General features: G+C 63.4%; 19 protein-coding genes and 1 pseudogene. 2 read left to right on the top strand and 18 right to left on the bottom strand.

What is annotated here, in order from left to right; translation table 11 throughout:
- Positions 1-25 precede the first annotated feature (25 nt).
- The 4 genes from FJ946_RS24725 to minC all read right to left on the bottom strand — a co-directional run bounded on the left by FJ946_RS24725 (position 26) and on the right by minC (position 3,926).
- Positions 26-1,483, bottom strand: a complete 1,458-nt coding sequence (locus FJ946_RS24725; RefSeq protein ID WP_140500135.1) for a hypothetical protein — start codon at positions 1,481-1,483, stop codon at positions 26-28.
- 339 nt (positions 1,484-1,822) lie between these two features.
- Positions 1,823-2,095: a cell division topological specificity factor MinE gene (minE, locus tag FJ946_RS24720; RefSeq protein WP_140500137.1), complete on the bottom strand. Its 273-nt coding sequence runs from the start codon at positions 2,093-2,095 to the stop codon at positions 1,823-1,825.
- Complete coding sequence (gene minD, locus FJ946_RS24715) at positions 2,092-2,907, bottom strand: septum site-determining protein MinD (protein WP_140500139.1); 816 nt, start codon at positions 2,905-2,907, stop codon at positions 2,092-2,094. The genes minE and minD overlap by 4 nt, the downstream gene beginning before the upstream one ends.
- A 173-nt stretch (positions 2,908-3,080) precedes the next feature.
- Positions 3,081-3,926 carry a septum site-determining protein MinC gene (gene minC, locus FJ946_RS24710; protein WP_140500141.1) on the bottom strand — a complete coding sequence of 282 codons (846 nt, stop codon included), beginning with the start codon at positions 3,924-3,926 and terminating at the stop codon, positions 3,081-3,083.
- 337 nt (positions 3,927-4,263) lie between these two features.
- On the opposite strand from minC, the gene FJ946_RS24705 reads away from it, so the two are divergent.
- Together FJ946_RS24705 and FJ946_RS24700 are read left to right on the top strand one after the other, a co-directional pair.
- The gene (locus FJ946_RS24705; RefSeq protein WP_140561125.1) at positions 4,264-5,253 is read left to right on the top strand and encodes a TAXI family TRAP transporter solute-binding subunit; all 990 of its coding nucleotides are present in this window, start codon (positions 4,264-4,266) and stop codon (positions 5,251-5,253) included.
- Between the two features lie 85 nt (positions 5,254-5,338).
- A complete protein-coding gene (locus FJ946_RS24700; RefSeq protein WP_140516105.1) occupies positions 5,339-7,396 on the top strand; it encodes a TRAP transporter permease in 2,058 nt (685 codons plus the stop codon).
- A gap of 189 nt (positions 7,397-7,585) precedes the next feature.
- Here the strand turns inward: FJ946_RS24700 and FJ946_RS24695 are convergent, their stop codons facing one another.
- From FJ946_RS24695 to FJ946_RS24630, 14 genes and pseudogenes are all read right to left on the bottom strand, one after another.
- Entirely contained in the window at positions 7,586-7,933 is a 348-nt protein-coding gene (locus tag FJ946_RS24695) for a hypothetical protein (protein WP_140500147.1), read from the bottom strand.
- 156 nt (positions 7,934-8,089) lie between these two features.
- Positions 8,090-8,193 (bottom strand): annotated as a pseudogene (locus tag FJ946_RS31300) (PRC-barrel domain containing protein); the annotation flags it as partial.
- A gap of 210 nt (positions 8,194-8,403) precedes the next feature.
- Complete coding sequence (locus FJ946_RS24685; protein ID WP_140516107.1) at positions 8,404-9,561, bottom strand: sulfite oxidase; 1,158 nt, start codon at positions 9,559-9,561, stop codon at positions 8,404-8,406.
- Positions 9,562-9,927: 366 nt separating this feature from the next.
- A complete protein-coding gene (locus FJ946_RS24680; protein ID WP_127204769.1) occupies positions 9,928-10,077 on the bottom strand; it encodes a hypothetical protein in 150 nt (49 codons plus the stop codon).
- A complete protein-coding gene (locus FJ946_RS24675) occupies positions 10,074-10,406 on the bottom strand; it encodes a DUF2934 domain-containing protein (RefSeq protein ID WP_140521455.1) in 333 nt (110 codons plus the stop codon). Before FJ946_RS24675 ends, FJ946_RS24680 begins: the two co-directional genes overlap by 4 nt.
- Before the next feature lie 200 nt (positions 10,407-10,606).
- Complete coding sequence (locus FJ946_RS24670; RefSeq protein WP_140521454.1) at positions 10,607-10,858, bottom strand: hypothetical protein; 252 nt, start codon at positions 10,856-10,858, stop codon at positions 10,607-10,609.
- Between the two features lie 277 nt (positions 10,859-11,135).
- Positions 11,136-11,732, bottom strand: a complete 597-nt coding sequence (locus tag FJ946_RS24665; RefSeq protein ID WP_140521453.1) for a BA14K family protein — start codon at positions 11,730-11,732, stop codon at positions 11,136-11,138.
- A gap of 111 nt (positions 11,733-11,843) precedes the next feature.
- Positions 11,844-12,365: a DoxX family protein gene (locus FJ946_RS24660; RefSeq protein ID WP_140521452.1), complete on the bottom strand. Its 522-nt coding sequence runs from the start codon at positions 12,363-12,365 to the stop codon at positions 11,844-11,846.
- Positions 12,366-12,582: 217 nt separating this feature from the next.
- Positions 12,583-13,080: a tetratricopeptide repeat protein gene (locus FJ946_RS24655; RefSeq protein ID WP_140521451.1), complete on the bottom strand. Its 498-nt coding sequence runs from the start codon at positions 13,078-13,080 to the stop codon at positions 12,583-12,585.
- Positions 13,081-13,111: 31 nt separating this feature from the next.
- Positions 13,112-14,083 carry an MBL fold metallo-hydrolase gene (locus FJ946_RS24650; protein ID WP_140499010.1) on the bottom strand — a complete coding sequence of 324 codons (972 nt, stop codon included), beginning with the start codon at positions 14,081-14,083 and terminating at the stop codon, positions 13,112-13,114.
- 108 nt (positions 14,084-14,191) lie between these two features.
- Positions 14,192-14,437 (bottom strand): DUF680 domain-containing protein, encoded by a 246-nt coding sequence (locus FJ946_RS24645; protein WP_140499012.1) that lies wholly within the window; start codon positions 14,435-14,437, stop codon positions 14,192-14,194.
- Positions 14,438-14,720: 283 nt separating this feature from the next.
- Positions 14,721-15,026: a hypothetical protein gene (locus tag FJ946_RS24640; RefSeq protein ID WP_140499015.1), complete on the bottom strand. Its 306-nt coding sequence runs from the start codon at positions 15,024-15,026 to the stop codon at positions 14,721-14,723.
- A gap of 199 nt (positions 15,027-15,225) precedes the next feature.
- A complete protein-coding gene (locus FJ946_RS24635; RefSeq protein WP_140516119.1) occupies positions 15,226-16,188 on the bottom strand; it encodes an AraC family transcriptional regulator in 963 nt (320 codons plus the stop codon).
- Between the two features lie 327 nt (positions 16,189-16,515).
- Positions 16,516-17,583: a helix-turn-helix domain-containing protein gene (locus FJ946_RS24630; RefSeq protein WP_140559819.1), complete on the bottom strand. Its 1,068-nt coding sequence runs from the start codon at positions 17,581-17,583 to the stop codon at positions 16,516-16,518.
- Positions 17,584-17,649 lie beyond the last annotated feature (66 nt).

Raw genomic sequence — 17,649 nt, 5'->3', positions numbered from 1 at the left:
CCTGCGGCCATGCCGGCGAAATGAGCTACGGCGTGGCGCGGAGGTTCCTGCGGATGCGCCGCCTGCCCGTTCCACGGGCTTTCTCCGCCACCACGGCGGCGATGTCGACCACGTCGGCCTCGCGCGATCTGCCGTTGGTGGCCTTGTGGAGCCGTTCGTAAGGCAGCAATTCCTTGATCCGGGCATTGAGCGACGCGATTTCAGCTTTGAGGTCCTCGCATTCCTGCCTCTGGACATCCAGCTGTATCTGTTCCGATGCTTGTTGCAGCGCAAGCTGCGAAAGATTGGCGTTCGCTTTCGAAAGGCTCGTCTTGTCGTTTTCGTTCTCGTCGGTGAGCGAGGACAACTTTTGATCGGCGATTTTCTTTTCGGCCAGGGTGTCGTTCAAGTCGGTCTTGAGCCTGGCGATCTCGGCTGTGGCCTCGCTGTTCTCGTGCGAGGCCCGCTCCAGCCGTGATTGCAGGTCCTGGATCTCGGAACGCAATCCGCGCATTTCCATCTGGCTGCGCGCGAGTTCAGCTTGCCTGTCGCCTTCCATCATGCTGGCCGCTTCGGTCATTTCCGACAGCTTTGCCTGGGCAGTCTCGAGTGACTTCTGGAGCCTTATCTCCTCCTTCTCGCTCTTGCCGAGCGCGGCCAGCAGTTCGGCAAGCCGCGCTGCTTCGCTGGCATGGATCGTCGAGAGCTCGTCGAGCCTGTGGCGCGTCTGGGTTTCCCGCTTCAGCGCCTTATCAAGCTCGATCGACAGGCTGACATGTTTTTCCCGCAGCATCTTGCTCTCGCGCAGGCGCCTGTTGGCCTCGACCGCCCTGGCCGTCAGCCGCTTGGCGATGTCGCCGAACTCCGCGTCGCGTTTTGCGCCCGCATTGGCCGTTTCGGCAAGTTCCAGCCTGGCCGCTGCGAGCGCTGCGCGAAGCGCCTCCCTGTCCTGGACCAGGCTTGTCTCGCGCTGTTGCAGCAATTCGCAGGCGCTTTCACGCTCGCGCAGCTTTCTTGCCGTGTCGTGCAGCTTTTCCGACAGCGTTCTTTGTTCCGCGACCAGGTCGCCATTTGCGAGCTCCAGCTCGTTGGCGCGAAGAATATCGGTGTGGAGGATGTTGAGGAACTCGCGCGTCAAATGGTGTGAGGTAGCGATCTCCGACAATTTGCCGTTGATCTCGTCCATATAGTTCCTGGCGTCATGGAACATCCCTTCGAAGGCACTCAATGCCGCCATCCGGGTCTGGGTATGGGGCGTCAGTCGTGGTGCGGTTTCGGTATCGTCGGCGTTGCCCGCGCCGTCCGGATTATCCGCATCATCCGCATTGGCCTCGGGTGCCGAGGCCTCGGCTCCTGGCGCGGAATCTGGGATATAGCCGCTGTCCGGCGGCGCGTCGTATTCGGTATCGAGGCTGGCATCCAGAGCGTCCGCCAGATCGGCCTGCAGCTCCTGGAGTGCATCATCTACGTCTTCGGCACGCTTGATCAGACCCTTGAAATTCATAACGAATGCCCTTTACGCATACCCCATTCAGTATTTAATAATTGGCTAATATGTATGCTTACATCCACTGATTGCGCAGGGGAAGCCCCCCATTAGGGGGAGCGTAAAGTTGGACATTTGGGGTTGGGATGCGGCGGGCGACCAGTGCCGCGGCCGTCTTTTTGCAGAATTGACGCACCCGATTTCTGGGTGGAATCTGATGCGGAAAATCCTGGATCCTACCTTCCCCTCGTGGAAGGTAGGACTGAGGCGCTGGCGCTGAAGGATGCTCGTCCTGTAGCGCCGCGCCAACTCCGCCCGCTGCTTGCAGCGACCCTCCCCACAAGGGGAGGGTAAAAGTCAGCCCGCCATGGCCAGCGGCACGGCGCTTTTGTTGGGGATCTGGATGTCGATTTCCAGCGTCGACATGGTCTCGCCGCGGTCCATCGAGATTTGCAGATAGTCCTGGTCGATCTGCACGTGCTTGGCGATGACGGCCATGATCTCCTCGCGCAGCACGGAGACGAGATCGGGCTGGCCACGGCTGCGGCGTTCGTAGGCGAGCAGCACCTGCAGCCGCTCACGCGCCACGGGCGCGCTGGAGCGCCGCTTGAAGAGGTCGAGAATGTTCATGCCGCCCTCCTTCCGAGCAGCCTGTCGAGGAAGCCCTTGCGCTCGAAGGGAACCACGACCGGCAGGTCTTCGCCTTCCAGTCTCCGCGCCGCTTCGATATAGGCTTTGGCGGCGGCGTTCAGCGGATCGCTCAGCGTCACCGGCGAACCGAGATTGGAGGCCCTGAGCACATCCTGGCTCTCCGGGATGATGCCGAGCAGCGGCACCGACAGGATTTCCAGCACGTCGTCGATGGACAGCATCTCGCCGCGAGCCGCGCGGCCGGCATCGTAACGCGTCACCAGCACGTGCTTGGCGATTTGCTCGCCCTGTTCGGCACGCATGGTGCGGGCGTCGAGCAGGCCGATGATGCGGTCGGAATCGCGCACCGACGACACTTCCGGATTGGTGACGATGACCGCCTCGTCAGCGAAGCGCATGGCGAGCTGCGCGCCGCGCTCGATGCCGGCCGGGCTGTCGCAGAACACATAGTCAAACACCGAGCGCAGCTTCTCGATCACCTCGCCGACGCCTTCTTCGGTCAGCGCGTCCTTGTCGCGCGTCTGCGAGGCCGGCAGCAGGAACAGCGTATCGACGCGCTTGTCGCGGATCAGCGCCTGCGACAGCTTGGCCGTGCCCTGGATGACATTGACGAGGTCGAACACCACGCGCCGTTCGGCGCCCATGATCAGGTCGAGATTGCGCAGGCCGACGTCGAAATCGACCAGCGCCACTTTCTTGCCGGTCCTGGCGACCGCGGCCCCCAATGCGGCCGTCGAGGTCGTCTTGCCGACACCTCCCTTGCCTGAGGTGACCACCACTACCTTGCCCATGAAAAAAGCCTCCGTCGCCTGATGTTGTCGTTTGTTATTGCTCCGTGCATCGCACGGCTATTGTTGGAACCTGCCATCATCCCACGCGAAACCGGTCCCAACCTTGCGGACCTGAACGTCCTGTTCGCGGTCGCGCAAAACAAGAACTGGTCCGGCGTTTTCATCCCGGCGCCCTAGTTCAGTGGCACGACGCGCAGCACGCCGTCTTCGAGGAAGGCCTGCACCGGCTTGCCGCGCGAGGCGCCTTCCATGTCCTCCGCCGTGGTGTACCAGCCGTCGATGGCGAGCAGTTCGGCCTCGTTCCTGCGGCAGAAGATGCGCGCCGAAATATTGCCTTCCGAGCCCGCAATGGCGCGGCCGCGCAGCGTGCCGTAGACATGGATCGAGCCCGCCGCAATGATCTCGGAACCGGAAGCGACCGATCCAAGCACGATGACATCGCCATGCGGATGAAAGATCGACTGGCCCGAGCGAAGGGGCGACTTGACCATCAGCGTTCCGGCCAGGGCCGGCTCCGCCGCGCCGGCTTGCTGTTCTGTCTTGGCCGCCTTGGCCGCCTTGACCCTTCCAGCCTCGGCCCTGCCCTCGTCGGGCTTGCCCGTTTCCTTGCCGCGTTCCGAAGACACCGCTTCCGTCTTGCCGGCCTCTTCCGCCAGGCCTGCCTTGCCGTTGCGGCCGGGCTGCGCCAGCAGGCCATCTGAAGTGGCCTCCTTGGCGCCGGCCAGCAGCGGCGGCAGTTCGGGCCCGAGCGAGGCCCCTTCGAGCTCGATGGCATAGACCCGGATGCCACGCGTGCCGAGCGAAGCGACCAGCGCCGCGATCTCGTCGGCCGCAGGCTTCAGCGCATTGAGATCGAGCACCACCGGCCGCCCTGAGAAATAGCCCGGCGAATTGCCGATCCAATGATCCAGCCCCTCCAACCAAGCACCGATCGGCGCCTCCGGCGTCAGCGTGAAAGCGACGAACGAACGGGCGCGAAAGCGAATGGATTTGGTCTCCAGGGGAGCGGCAAAGGTCACGGCTGGCGAATCCTTACTCAATGGTTAAAGGGTGCCGGCCGAATGGTTAACAAATGGTTAATAAAGACGGCTGGCACCTTGGAAGCCGCCAGAAATTGGAGGGTCGGCTAACCGCCAGTTGCGGATGCCGGCTGACAACACGCGGAATGTGTTGATAGCGCCGCGTCAGCAAGCGGATTACCGCCGTTCAATCGACAAGCTAGATCTCAAAATGCGCCATGACGGCAACAGCGGGGGAGCCACCGCCAGCGACGACCGATCCCCTCCGAAAGGCGCGCGCAGGTTGACAATCCTTGGGTTGATGCAACATCCTGCCGATCTTTGACCGGGAGGTAGTATGACTGTTTCGATCAACCGTCGCGTCTTTTCCGTCGGCGCGGGCACTTTGGCGCTGGCCGCGGCAGGGTTTTCGCCGGCGCGCGCGCAGCAGGCTTTTTTCCGTATCGGCACCGGCGGCACGTCCGGCACCTACTATCCGGTGGGCGGGCTGATCGCCAACGCGATCTCGGCGACGGGGCCGGCCGGCGTCGAGGGCCTGGTTGCCAGCGCCACGTCCTCCAACGGTTCGGTGGCCAACATCAGCGCCATCCAGTCGGGCGCTTCCGAATCGGGCTTCACGCAATCCGATGTCGCCTACTGGGCGCATTCGGGCACCGGCCTCTACGAGGGCAAGCCCAAGGTAGAGGATCTGCGCCTCATTGCGACGCTCTATCCTGAAACCATCCATCTGGTCGCGCGCGCCGACGCCGGCATCAAGACGGTGGCGGATCTGAAGGGCAAGCGCGTCTCCCTCGACGAGCCGGGTTCCGGCACCATCGTTGATGCGCGCCTGGTGCTCGGCGCCTACGGTCTAACGGAGAAGGACGTAAAGCCCGAATATCTCAAGCCCGGCCCGGCCGGCGAGCGCCTGCAAGACGGCGCCATGGACGCCTATTTCTTCGTTGGCGGCTATCCGACCGGTGCCATCGTCGAGCTTGCCAGCACCAACAACATCACGCTGGTGCCGATCACCGGCCCCGAGGCCGACAAGCTCCTGTCCGAACAGAAGTTCTTCTCGACCGACATCGTGCCCGCGGGCACCTACAAGAATGTCGGCGAGACCAAGACCATTTCGGTCGCCGCGCAATGGGTGACCAACGCCAAGCAGACCGATGACCTCATCTACAAGATCGTCAAGTCGCTCTACAGCGACGAGACCCAGAAGGCGCTGCAGGCTGGTCATGCCAAGGGCAAGCTGATCACGCTCCAGAACGCGGTCACCAGCGCCGGCATTCCGTTCCATCCGGGCGCGGAGAAATTCTACAAGGAAGTCGGCGCCCTGAAATAAGAGGCCATCAACAGACTGGCGACAACGAGGCGGAAGGCGTGCTTTCCGCCTCGTTTGTCTGGGGATTCAGGATACGGAACCGACTATGAGCGACGACGACAAAATCAGGCTTTCCGGCATGGAGTTCGACGAGGAAAAGGCTCGCGAACTGGAGGAGAAATTCGACTCCGAGATCCGGTTCCGGCCGCTGACCCGGGCCGCCGGCTGGCTGGTCGGCTTCCTCCTGGTGGCCTTGTCGCTGTTTCACTATTACACGGCTGGATTCGGCTTGCTGCAGGAGATGCTGCACCGGGGCATCCACCTGTCGATGGTGCTGTCGCTGATCTTCCTCGTCTTCCCTCTGGTGAAGAAGGGCTACGACCAGCCCGCCCAATCCAGCTTTCTGCGGCCCCTCGGCATACCGGTTTTCGACTGGCTGCTGGCGCTTGCCGCGGTGGTAGCGGTCCTGCACGTGCCGATGATCCCGCTCGACGATCTTGCCTTCCGCGTCGGCAACCCCACGACGACGGACGTGGTGCTCGGGCTGACCCTCATTTTGCTCCTGCTGGAAGCGACGCGCCGGTCCGTCGGCATCCCGCTGCCCATCATCGCCATCCTCTTCATGGCTTATGCGCTGTTCGGCCCCTATATGCCGAGCATCCTGGTGCATCCCGGCGCGTCCGTCTCCCAGCTCGTCGACCACCTCTACCTGACGACGCAAGGCATCTACGGCATCGCGCTCGGCGTCGTCGCCACCTACGTTTTCCACTTCGTCCTGTTTGGCGTCTTCGCCACCCGCATCGGTCTCGGCCAGCTCTTTCTCGACTGCGCGGCATGGGTCGCCGGCCGCTACGCCGGTGGTCCGGCCAAGGTATCGATCTTCGGCTCGGCCCTGTTTGGCATGATCTCTGGCTCGTCGGTCGCCAACACCGTCACCGTCGGCTCGCTTACCATCCCGGCGATGATCCGGCTCGGCTACAAGAAGCATTTCGCCGCCGCGGTGGAGGCGGCTTCCTCCACCGGCGGGCAGGTGACGCCGCCGATCATGGGAGCCGCCGCCTTCCTGATGATCGAGTTCCTCGAACTGCCCTACACGACCATCATCCTGGCAGCGATAGTGCCGGCCTTCATGCACTTCTTCGGCGTGTTCATGCAGGTGCATTTCGAGGCCAAGCGCACCGGCTTGCGCGGCCTGCGGCCGGACGAGATGCCCGACGTGGTCGAGGCATTGAAACGGGACTGGCCGACCATCATCCCTCTCGTCGTCCTGATCGGCGTGCTTCTTGCGGGTTATACGCCTTACATGGCTGCCTTCTGGGGCATTACCCTGTGCATCCTGGTCGGCCTGTTTAACCCGCGCCGGCGCATGTCTGTCGCCGACATCGTGGTGTGCCTGCGCGACGGCGCCAAGTATGCGCTCGCCGTCGGCGCTGCCGCCGCCACGGTCGGCATCGTCGTCGGCGTCGTCACCCTGACCGGCGTCGGCTTCAAGCTGTCCTACATCGTCACTTCGACGGCAGGCCATCTGTCGCTGCTGTTCGGCACCTTTATCCCCGAAGCGATCTTCTCGACGCACGGGCTGACCCTTTTGTTCACGCTGATCATGACCGGCGTGGTCTGCATCCTGATGGGTTGCGGCATCCCGACGACAGCGAACTACATCATCATGGTGACGATTGCCGCGCCGGCACTGGTGATGCTCGGCACCGAGCCGATCGTCGCCCACTTCTTCGTTTTCTATTATGGCCTGCTGGCTGACATCACGCCGCCGGTTGCGCTGGCTGCCTACGCTGCCGCCGGCATGGCGGGAGCTGATCCATTCAAGACCGGCAACACTGCCTTTCGGCTCGGGCTCGGCAAGGCGCTGGTGCCCTTTGTCTTTGTCTTCTCGCCGTCGCTTCTGCTGGTGACGAAAGATTTCACCTGGCCGAACTTCTTCCTGGCTTTCTTTGGCTGCGTGCTCGGCATCACCTGCCTGGGGGCCGCCCTCTCGCGCTACCTGCTCGTGCGCACCCGGCCATGGGAAAACGTGTTGCTGGTCTTGGCCGCCCTGCTTCTGGTGGCGCCCGAACTCTATTCGTCCCTACTCGGCCTGGTTCTGACCATTCCCGTCATCTGGCGCCATTGGAGCGCGCGCAACGTCGAAGAGGCGCGACCGGCTTGATCAGCGCCGCCCCAACGATCCCTCCCCGAGAACTCAAAGGGGCCGGAAACGTTTTGGGGACTTCAGGAAGTCAGCGTGCTCTCAACCTGAATCTGACGCGAACCGCCAGGATCGGTTCCGCGGGGGAAAAGTTCCCCGAGAGCTGACAGACAGCCTTCGACATCAGAAAGCGACAGCCGGAGTTTCAAGTCATTGAGGGTCAGTGACGAAAGGCATGATGTCCACGCCGTCTCCCGGGAAGACGGTGAAATGCGGATGGCTTTCGAACAGGCGGGCGGCGGCATCGATTGTATCGGCCTCGACGACAATGTAGCCGCAGAAAGGGTTCACGGCGTCTGCGACCCCATCCTTGGTAACGCGCGTCGTCCTCCCGACCATGCCGCCGCGATCGGGGAAAGATGCGGCATTTCTCTCCTCCCAGTCCGTCCACTGCTGTAGGCCGACGCTATCAATCGCATCTTGCTCGGGCTTGGGCAGGCTGCGAAAGCGGGCAAGGTCTTCAGGCTTCATGGTGTAGACGGCAAGAAAGCGGGGCATGTGACGGTCTTCGCGCTGACAGAACCGATGCCAGCCTAGACTCTCGGTTGGCCGAAGTCACTAAGCACTACCACCCTCAGGCACGGCGAATTGCCCTTGTCCGGGCACTTTCGGATCATCTCACTCTCCTTTCGAAAAGGGCCACGGTCGGGCCCTTCAGTCTCGGTGCTCCGGCACTCCTTTCAGCTGGTCCTTGGTCCATTGGGTCACGGCGTGGCGCCGTCCTCGTCGCGCATAAAGTCGAGCTCGGTGACGGCCACCGGGCTCGGCGAAGGACGAGGAACGCCAGCCGTTCAAGTTTTCTCCGCGTCCGCGCAGGTCACTAAACACCGCTCTTGGCGCTGCGATGGAGTCGTCATCGCATCGTCTCTGGCCAGCTTCAGGCCGGCGCCTGGTCGGATGTGGGTGACCCCATGCCAAAGACATGGGGGCACATCGCTCTCAGACACTTTGATACGACTGCCCGCCAGTCAGTGAATGTTGATACGTCGCGTCACCTGACCGTTGCTTTCCCAATAGGTATGCTTCTTGGCAATGATGGGATCGTCCATTGCGGGTTGGACCTGCCCTCCCGTATCAACCGCGCGCGAGGTGACGGCGTGCTCTCCGGCGGAAGGCTTGGGCCAGTCGACGGACCATAGTTTCCAGGCAAAGTCCGCCTTGTCGGTTTCGTCGATGGCCGCCGGCATCCATGGCCCGTCATCGATCTTCACCTCGACCCGGTCGACCGGTGCGCCCCAGGCGGCCCCGACGATCCGGTAGTCATCGCCGATATGAGTGACCCGGGCCGGTGCCGATTTCAGCCTCGCCCGCCCGACCGAAGTTTCCACCCATACTGTCTCGCCGTTGTGGTCTTCCTCGCGCAGCGTGACATAATCGCGTCCCATGAACCGGTTCTCGAAGCGCTGATCGTTCACGTCTATGCGCTTGATCCATTTGACGTTCGCGATCCCGTACCATCCCGGCGCAATCAGCCGCAGCGGGAAGCCGTTGTCAGGAGGCAAGGGGGACCCATTCATCTCGTAGCAAAGGATGTTTTTGGGATCCATGGCGTCGGGAAGTGACATGCTGCGCGCAAAATTCTGCGTGAACTTGACGTCGTCGGCCCGCTTGATTTCCCCTTTATCGGTGCCCCAGAAGACGACCTCGATACCAGTGTCGAGGACTCCGGCCTCCGTGAGGATCGGCGCGAGCGGCGTGCCCGCCCAGCGCGCATTGCCAATGCCGCCATTGAAAAACGGCAGACCGGTATTGCCCGAACATTCGACCGTGAAGGTGACTTCCTGGCGCGGTCGAGCCTTGATGTCGGCGAGCGTCAGGGTTGTCGGCTTTTTAACGGAGCCGCCGATTTCGAGTTTCCAGGTGCTTTCGTCGATCACCGGCCGGTCGAAATGCGCGATTGAAAAGAACTTGTCGTTGGGCGTCACCCAGGAATCGAGATCCTCCCACACCAGCTGATTTTTGATGACTTCCGGAACCGGGTTCGGCGGCAGCTGATCCAACCATTTGATGACTTCCTCGCCGGCCCGGCTTGGAAAGGCAGAGGCAATCCGCGATTGAAAGGACGCCAACGCTGCGAGGGCTGCCCCGCCTTGAACGATGAATTCACGTCTGGGAAGGTAATGCATGACGACTTCTCCTCCAGTGAAAAGCTCAGTTCTCCTTCAGTGATAGATGCAATAGCGACCGGGATCGCGCAAAGCAGAGGCCGGCCGCGGCGGGCAATTATGAGAGCGTGTGAAACAACCCGAGTTAGAAGCGCGCCGTAGTTAAAGCGACGTCTCCGCTCTCAATCGCCAGCTTGTCAGGTCCGAGCCGGCGATCTTCAACTATATGCCCTATATGTCCTCGTGGCGAGGGCAAGGGCCGCATCTTCGCATCACGATTGGCATCTGCCTCGTGTTCCAAAATCCAATGCAGCCTACAATTGGTGGGTCGGATTTTGTGAGCGGCAGGGACAACGCCGAGAATAAAGGACCAACGAGTCGATTTCCTCAATGGCGCTTGAAATACTGCACCTCGCGCTCATGCTTCTCCGCCGCCTCGCGGCTATCGAAAGTCCCCAGGTTCCGTCGCTTGCCCGTCTTCTCATCCTTCTTGCGCGAATAGAGCCGGTATTTTCCGTCCTTGAGTTTGCGGATCATTTGGCCTCTCCCTGACCGGGATTTCGCCGCCGCTTGCCCTTCAGCCCGAGTGCTGCCTGTTCGATCGCGGCGCGGTCGTTGCCCAGCCTGTCGATCAGGTCCTGTGCCTGCTTGCCTGATATGCCGGTGCGCATGGCCAGCTCCTCGACCGTAAGCACGTCGGTGCTGGCAATCTCGCGCGGCGGCGCGTTGCCCGCCGCCATCGACAGCTCCCTGTCGATCTCGGCCTCCGCGCGATGCCAGTGCTGCTCGGGGTCGCCGCCGCCTTCGCGCTCCCAGATCCGATAGGCGCGCTCCCGGATTTTCCCATGCCGTTGGTCGTCGCCCATTTCTCAAATCCTCCATTGGGTAGCATCTGAACGCCGCCCGCCTCCGAACGATCCAAAGAATTTGCGTGATCGCCGGGCCGGGTCGTTGGAGATTGGGATGACACGAGGCGCGCCGGGCAGAGCCCGGTCATGGAGCGAAATGATCCAGGCGGCGGGTCCCCCCGCCGCCTGGATGCCGGCCGCGGCGGCCGGCTTTGTTGTCAGCGTCCCCAGACGCCCTGACCATAGCCCTGTGCAGGCATGTCGGAGTTCGAGTTTGCCCCCATTGCGCTGTCAGTGATGCTGTTTGTGACGCTCGGGACAACCGCCTTGGCGCCGCCCGACATCATGGCATGGGCGGTTGGATAGCTGCTTGCGGCAGGGATGAAGTCGGAGCCAAAGTGGTCGCTGCCGGCAAAAGCCATGCCGGAGGCGAACAACAACGAGGCAACGGTCAATACGATCTTCTTCATTTCGGTTTCCATCTTTTGAAGTTGACATTTGGCCCCGACGCGCCGCCCGCCCGCGTTCATGGGACCGTGTTTGTTGTTTCAGGCGAAACCGGCCAACCGCGATCCCACTGGATCTTGCAGTGACAGGTCGTTCAGCGCACGACCGTCTCGGTCCGTTGTTGCGCTGTTGGCGGCTTGATAAGGGCGTGGTGTTTGTGTGGGCGTGGTAGGCAGCGTGGTAGAAACCCTTGCCGGAGTGGAATTTTGCGTGGAATGCAGCCGGAAAGCGCAGCGCCCGCTATTGGCATTGCCGCCTCGGCCCGCCGGAATAGGGCTGGTAGCTGTTGTCTTCCGGGCGGTAGGAGCGGTAGCGGCTGAAGCAGGAGGCGACATGGTCATCATCGCCAGCGGCCGCATAGGCGCCCGGCCCAGTGCCGTTGTCCTCGACGTAGCTGGCCTCGGCGGCGGGCGGCGCGGCACGGTCGGCGTCGAGATAGGGCGAGATGCAGGGGCGCTGCTGCCCGCTATAGGACATGTAGCTGTTGTCCTGCGGCCGGTAGGAGCGGTAGCGGCTCGCGCACCAGGCGACATGCGGCTGCGGCAGTTCGGCCGTGGCGGGCGCGATGGCGCCGGTGGCGGTGGGATCGGTCTCCCCGGCCTGGCGCTTGGGCTCGATATTGGCGGGCGCGGGCTGCTCGGCCGGCAGGCGCTCGAGATTCTGCGCCGTTCTGTCCACCGGCCGCGCCGTTTTGGTCCAAAGCTCCGCCATACTGACGGTGGCCGGTGCCTGGCGCGGTGGGTTCGCGGTGATTAGCCAGACGGCGAAGGCCAGACCGCTACCGAACACCGCAAGGGTCAAAACGAAACCGCAGACCAGTCCCAACAATGCTTTCACGCCGCGCTCCTTGAGCCCCTGCTAAAGCAATGCGGGGGGTCAAGGCTGGTTCCAGCAAAGCGCGGGAAATAGGCGCGGCGCTCCGCTGGGCGAATGCGAAGGCGGCGCCGTTCAAACCAGCTGCTTCACGTCCACTGGCAATTGGGTCTCCGCTGTGGGCAACGCGGCCGGCATGTCCTCGCCGCGCTGGCGCTGCCGCAGATGGAGCGCCAACAGCCGGTCCAGCGAGACCCTGCCGGCCCCGGCAACGGCCAGCACGAACATGCCGCCCGATATCGCCAGGTCCTTTTCGAAATGCAGCAGTTCGTTCTGGCTGCCGAAATTGGTGTGGAACAGCATGGCCGTTGCCAAACAGAACAGGCCGAGCGCGATGGCGCCAAGCCGCGTCAGCAGGCCTGACGCGAGGGAGAGCCCTGCCCCCAGTTGCAACGCTACGGTGGCGACAAACAGCGGCAGGTTGACACCAAGCGCTGCCATGGCTTTGGCGGCGGCATTGAAATGGGCGGCCAGCGTGGCGCCCTCATGCAAAAAGATGAGAGACAGAAGCAGGCGGCCGGCAAGCAGGCCCACGTCCCCGAGGTGGTATTTAGCGGCAAGACCCTGCAGCTTCGCGGAGCGTTCGGTCAATGTCATGGTCAGCCTCCGATCTTTTTGGCACGGGCAGGCGCCAAGCGCCTGATGTTGAAAAGGCCGGAGCCGGCGCGAGGGAGAGGATGCCGGCTCCGGCAAAGCGCGCCAGCCACGAGCGCCCAACCGTGGTGGACGAAGGGGCGAGTTCGGTGCCAACGCCCCTGCTCCGTCTCGGCTACGCCGAGCCAGCTCTCCCCATTTGTGGGGAAGAGAAAAGGTCCTACTTCGTCACCTTGGTGTCGATGGCCTGCCGCAGGTCGGAAAGCTCGTCGCACCCGGCCGGGCACAGCTGCTGCAGGGAGGCCAGCTGCTCCTTGGCCTTGTCCATGTCGCCGGTCTCGACATAGAGCTCGCCCAGATATTCGCGGGCGGCTCTGTGGTCGGGCTTCAGCTCCAGCGCCTTGGTGTAGTAGGTGAGCGCGGTCTTGTAGTCGCCGGTCTTGCGCAGGGTGAAGCCGAGCAGGTTGTAGACGTCCGCCTGCTGCGTGTCCTGCGCCAGATCGCGCAGCTCGGCCAATGCGCCGGAATAGTCCTTGGCATCGATCTTGGCCTTGATGGCGGTGAGATCCGGCGCGTCGGCGCCTTCGATGTCGTCGACCGCATGGGCCGGCATGATTGTCGCAACGGGAAGCACGGTCAGCACGGCAATGGCGCCGAGCAGGCCGAACAGGGCATGTCTGCCCGACAGGGCATTTCTGCTCAAAAGGGATCGTTTCATTGTCTTTCTCGCTTGCGTTGGAAGCTCGTGCTCAGATCTGGACCGGGGTAAATCCGTATGCCTTGCCGTCCTTGACGAAGGTGCCGGTGCCCGGGAACGGGAAGTGCGACCCGGAAATGCGGATATTGTCCGATATCACCCGGTCGATGATCTTGTGGCGCGTGGCGATTGCCGTCGGTCCGTCCTGGTCGTAAGCGCCCTGCCACTCCGGATGCGGCGCCAGCAGCGCCGGCACATACATAGTGTCGGCCGAGATCATGATCTGCTCCTTGCCGGAGTTGGCCAGGTAGACAGAATGGCCTGGTGTGTGGCCGGGCGCGGCGATGATCTGGATGCCGGGCGTGACCTCGGCGCCGTCCTCGACCAGCTTCCAGTTCTTCCATTTCGGAAAGTTCTCGGCGATGCGCTTGCCCGCCGGCTTGCGGCCCTCGGGCAGCTTGGCCAGCCGGCTTGGGTCGGTCCACCACTTGTATTCGGTGGCGTTGACGATGAGCTCGGCATTGGGGAACACCGGCGCGTTGGTGCCCTTTTCCATCAGGCCCCAGACATGATCGGGGTGGAAATGCGAGATCATGACGGTGTCGATCGCGTTGTAGTCGATGCCGGCCGCGGCCATGTTGGCCGGCAGATGCGTGGCATTGGCCTGCCACTGGCCGACGCCCGAGCCGGCATCCATCATGATCAGCTTGCCGCCCATCTTGAGCACGACGACAGTGAGCGGGATGGGCATGAAGTCGGTGGTCAGCCCCGCTTTGGCGAGTGCTGCCTTGGTGTCCTCGACCGAGACATCCTTGATGAAGGCCGGGTCGTGCGGCTTGCGCCAGATGCCGTCATAGATGGCGGTGATCTCGATATCGCCGACTTTGTATCCGTAGAAGCCGACGGTGGGCTCCACCGGAGCTTGCGCGAAGGCCGGACGGATGAATTCAAGCTTGCCGGCAAGGCCGAAGGCAGCAGCAGCGGCGGCGGTGCCAAGCACTGTGCGGCGTGTCATGGTGAACATGGTGATCTCCTGTTCGAGGTGGTGGCTAAAGTCGCGAATGGCCAAAGTCCTGGAAGGAACGACGAGGAGAGGCCGGTACCCGTCGGGAGCCGGCCCGGCCCCATGAATTCAGCGACCCCAGAGGCTGTCGTTGTTGTGTCTGGTGATGATGTCCTGCACCGACCCCTGGCTCGGCCCCGTCTTTATCTTGGTGTCGGCGCCATTGGGGCGTGCGGTGTAGGCGATCGAGCCGGTGGCATTGGTGTCGACCGGAGCGACCGGCTGGTTGGCGTTGTTGGCGCCATGATCGCTGCCGGCGAAGGCAGCGCTCGAGGCAAGCATCATGGCAGCCACGCTGAGAGCGAGCTTGGTCATTTTGGCTAGGTCCTTGTTTCGTTTCCTCGGCGCGGGTCGTCAGATTGGCCCGCTACAGTGAAGACCCTGCAGCCCCGCGCTTTATTCCCGGGCGCGATGAGATTCTTTTGAAGGAGAAAAATCAGGGGCTCGGCGGCCAGGACTGAAGTCCTCGCCCACGAATATTAGCGAGAGGAACCAGGCTGGGAATGCCGCCGCGTTCCGGCACGCCGACCGCGTGCACGCACGAAAGGCGCCGGCGCAGCGCGCCGGCGCCTCTGATGATACGCCGAGTCCGTTCTGGTTACGGACAGGTCTTCTTGCCGCAGACCGCGATGCAGATCGCCGGGTTCGAACAGGTGTAGGTTTTTCTCGAGCTGGTCCCGGACGAAGACCCGCTGCTGGAAGCGGCGATCTGCCCGGACGCGCCTTTGGACAGGTCCAGCGCCTTCATGTCGGGATCGCGCGCGGCGATCTTGCCGCATGTTTCGCTGCCGCAGACCGCCCTGCAGATTGCCGGATTCATGCATTTGTAGGCCGCGAAGACCTCGGTCGGAAGAATTGCGCAGAAAACCGTAATGCCCAGTATCAAGCTTCTCGCCGCACGCATTTTTATCTCCAGGGCCAGCTTTCCGATGTCACGGAGGCCTGGCCGCTCGCCCCCGCTCCCGCGCATGCCGTTGCACCCGCGTCCGCCGGCGCGACCATGCCCGCACCGTGGATAAAGGCGTATCGCACTGGCGGCACAGGCAAGTGGCACTGACGGAACAGGTGACCGGGTTTGCCATGCGTGAGCGGCCGCATGAGTCTCACGGCGCGCGGCCGGCGCGCACCTCCGATGGGGTCATGCCATAGCGGGACCGGAACTGCCGGTAGAAGGTCGAGGGTTCGACCAGCCCCGCCTCGAAAGCGAGGTCGGCGATCGGCCTTGCTGAAAAAAGCGGGCTGGCGAGCTGCCGGTGGACCCGCTCCAGCCGTCTTTGCATGACATAGTCGGAAAACCCCTGCCCCTCTTCGGCGAAAAGGCGCCTGATGTAGCGCGGGCTGAGCCCCAGCCCCCGGCCCGCCGTCTCTGCCGAGAGGCGCGCTCGGTGCAGGTTCTCCTCGATATAACGCTTGATGGCATGCATGCGGGCGGTACGAACGCCGCGGCCGGCGACCACCTGGTCAACCTCGCGGTTGGCGCCGACCGCCGCGGCGAACAGATCGGCAATGTGCTGGGCGGCCAGCGGCGCCAGACCGGGGCCGATCGCCCCACCCGCCACCGCCTCGACATAGGCCAGCAGAAGCCGCGCTTCAGGCGTGCCGGGATTGATGGCATCCGGCCTGAGATCGCCGACATGGCGAAGGAGAGGAGTGAGCGTCGATCGGGCAAATCGCGCGCAGATCGTCCAATCGCCGTTCTGCGCCCTCGCTCGCCAGCTCCGGTCCATCGGCATGATGCAGGGCGCACCGGGCGAGGTCTCAACCGCCTCGTGCCGTGCCGTATCGAAACGCCACCCGCCCGCGATCCAGGACACCACCAGGTCGTCATTGGCGTCCTGCTGGAGCGCGGGCGTGCGTTCCCAAGCCATGGGCGCGACCTGCCCGTGGGCCACGCTCACCCCTGGCAGGATGGTGGTGGAGGCGCTTAGCCGCAACTCGCCGCGTTCAAGCGGCGCAAGGTCCAGCCGCATGCAGATGCGGCCATAGAACTCGCGCACGGCAGCTTCGCGCTCTCGGGCCGCGATCGCGTCCGTGGACAGAACTATGATGGTGTCCTGGTCGGCCACCTGCGTTCGATCCCCGCTCAGAACCTCACGGGGTGCCGCCGATGGCGGGCGCCGTTTGCTGCCTCTCCGCTCTAGACAGTGCCATGAACCCCTCCAGTGCCCTCGACGTGGTGTGAGCCTTCGGCCGCTTTTCGCGCGGGCTGCGGCAGAATTTCAAGACCTATGTGAGGGCTCCGCGCAAATGTGGCATGAGGCGCAGGGAATGTGGCCGCTGGTGCAACCGATCGGGGAAATCGCCTCGGAAAGCACGGGAAGGCTCTTCACATGCCTGCTGATCGGACACCGCTTGTCCATTGATTCATTTGCCTTTCGGCTGGCACGCCGCCTCTATCGCAGTTCGCGGATCCAGTGCCACATGGTGCGGTTCTCGCCATGGCCGAGGGACTGGCTGCGCCCATGGGCGGCATGTGCCCGCATCTCCCGCGGGGTCATGTCGAAAGAGCGGCGGAAGGCGCGCACGAAGCTCTTGCGGTGACCGAAACCATAGCGATCGGCGATCTCGGCAATGCTTTCGTGCCGGCGGCCGGGATCGGCGAGTTCGGCGCGGCAGCGGCGCAGCCTCTCCTCCTGGATATATCTGGAAAGACCGCCATGAGGTTCGAAGAGGTAATAGAGCTTGCGCATGGAAATGCCGAACATGGCGGCGATGGCCTCGGCGGTGAGGTGCCGGCTGCGGATATGCGCGTCGATGTGGCGACGGATCTCGCTGGTCAGCGCCAGGTGGACCGAGGCGGCGTTTTCCTCCGCCACGGCCGAATTCACGGCTGCGGCGGCGAGTTCCAGCGTCGGCCCGATCACCGCCTCGGCGTCCTGACGGCTCATTGCGGGCGCGGCCCCGTAGAGGCCCACAAGATGCCCACGCAACAGCGCCGCCAACGGCGCGTTGCCGGAAATGACGCGCATATTGTGCTCGTCCGGCGCCTTTAGGAATGGCGCCAGCAGGCGGCGCGGCATGGTCAGGTTGAGGCTGTCGAAATCGGACGTACCCGTCGACTGGGCCTGTGCCAGGTCGGCCACGATCAGGTCCCCCGACGAGGCCTTTTCATCCGATGCGCCATCGCGCCGTCCATGGCTTCCGCGCAGGCAGACCTGCACAGTGATGTGATCGAGGCCGTCGCGGCTGATCCGGGCGCGCGAGCGGTCGAAGCTTTGCGCGATGCACCCATACGAGGTGAGAACGATCTCGCCGAAGTGAAAGGCATCGGCGTGGAAATGAAACCGGTCATCGCCGGCGTTGCGCAGGCGAACGTCGTAGAGCAGGCCGATATTCTCCTGCCACAACGCAAGGGCTTGCCGAGGCGCCAGGCCTGCCGTGTCCAGCACGCAGTGCTGAACCCCGGTGTCGACGAATTGCCGTTGGGACACAACGCCTTGACTGCTGCCTGCCGCTGCCACCGCCCATGCTCCGCAACCGCGAACCGCTCACAATATGCATTTATGCCGGGGCGCGACAACGCCTGA

Source organism: Mesorhizobium sp. B2-4-7 (genome assembly GCF_006442685.1).
GTDB lineage: Bacteria > Pseudomonadota > Alphaproteobacteria > Rhizobiales > Rhizobiaceae > Mesorhizobium.
Note: the sequence above shows the minus strand (reverse complement) of the source record. Positions and strands in the feature narration are given on the sequence as shown.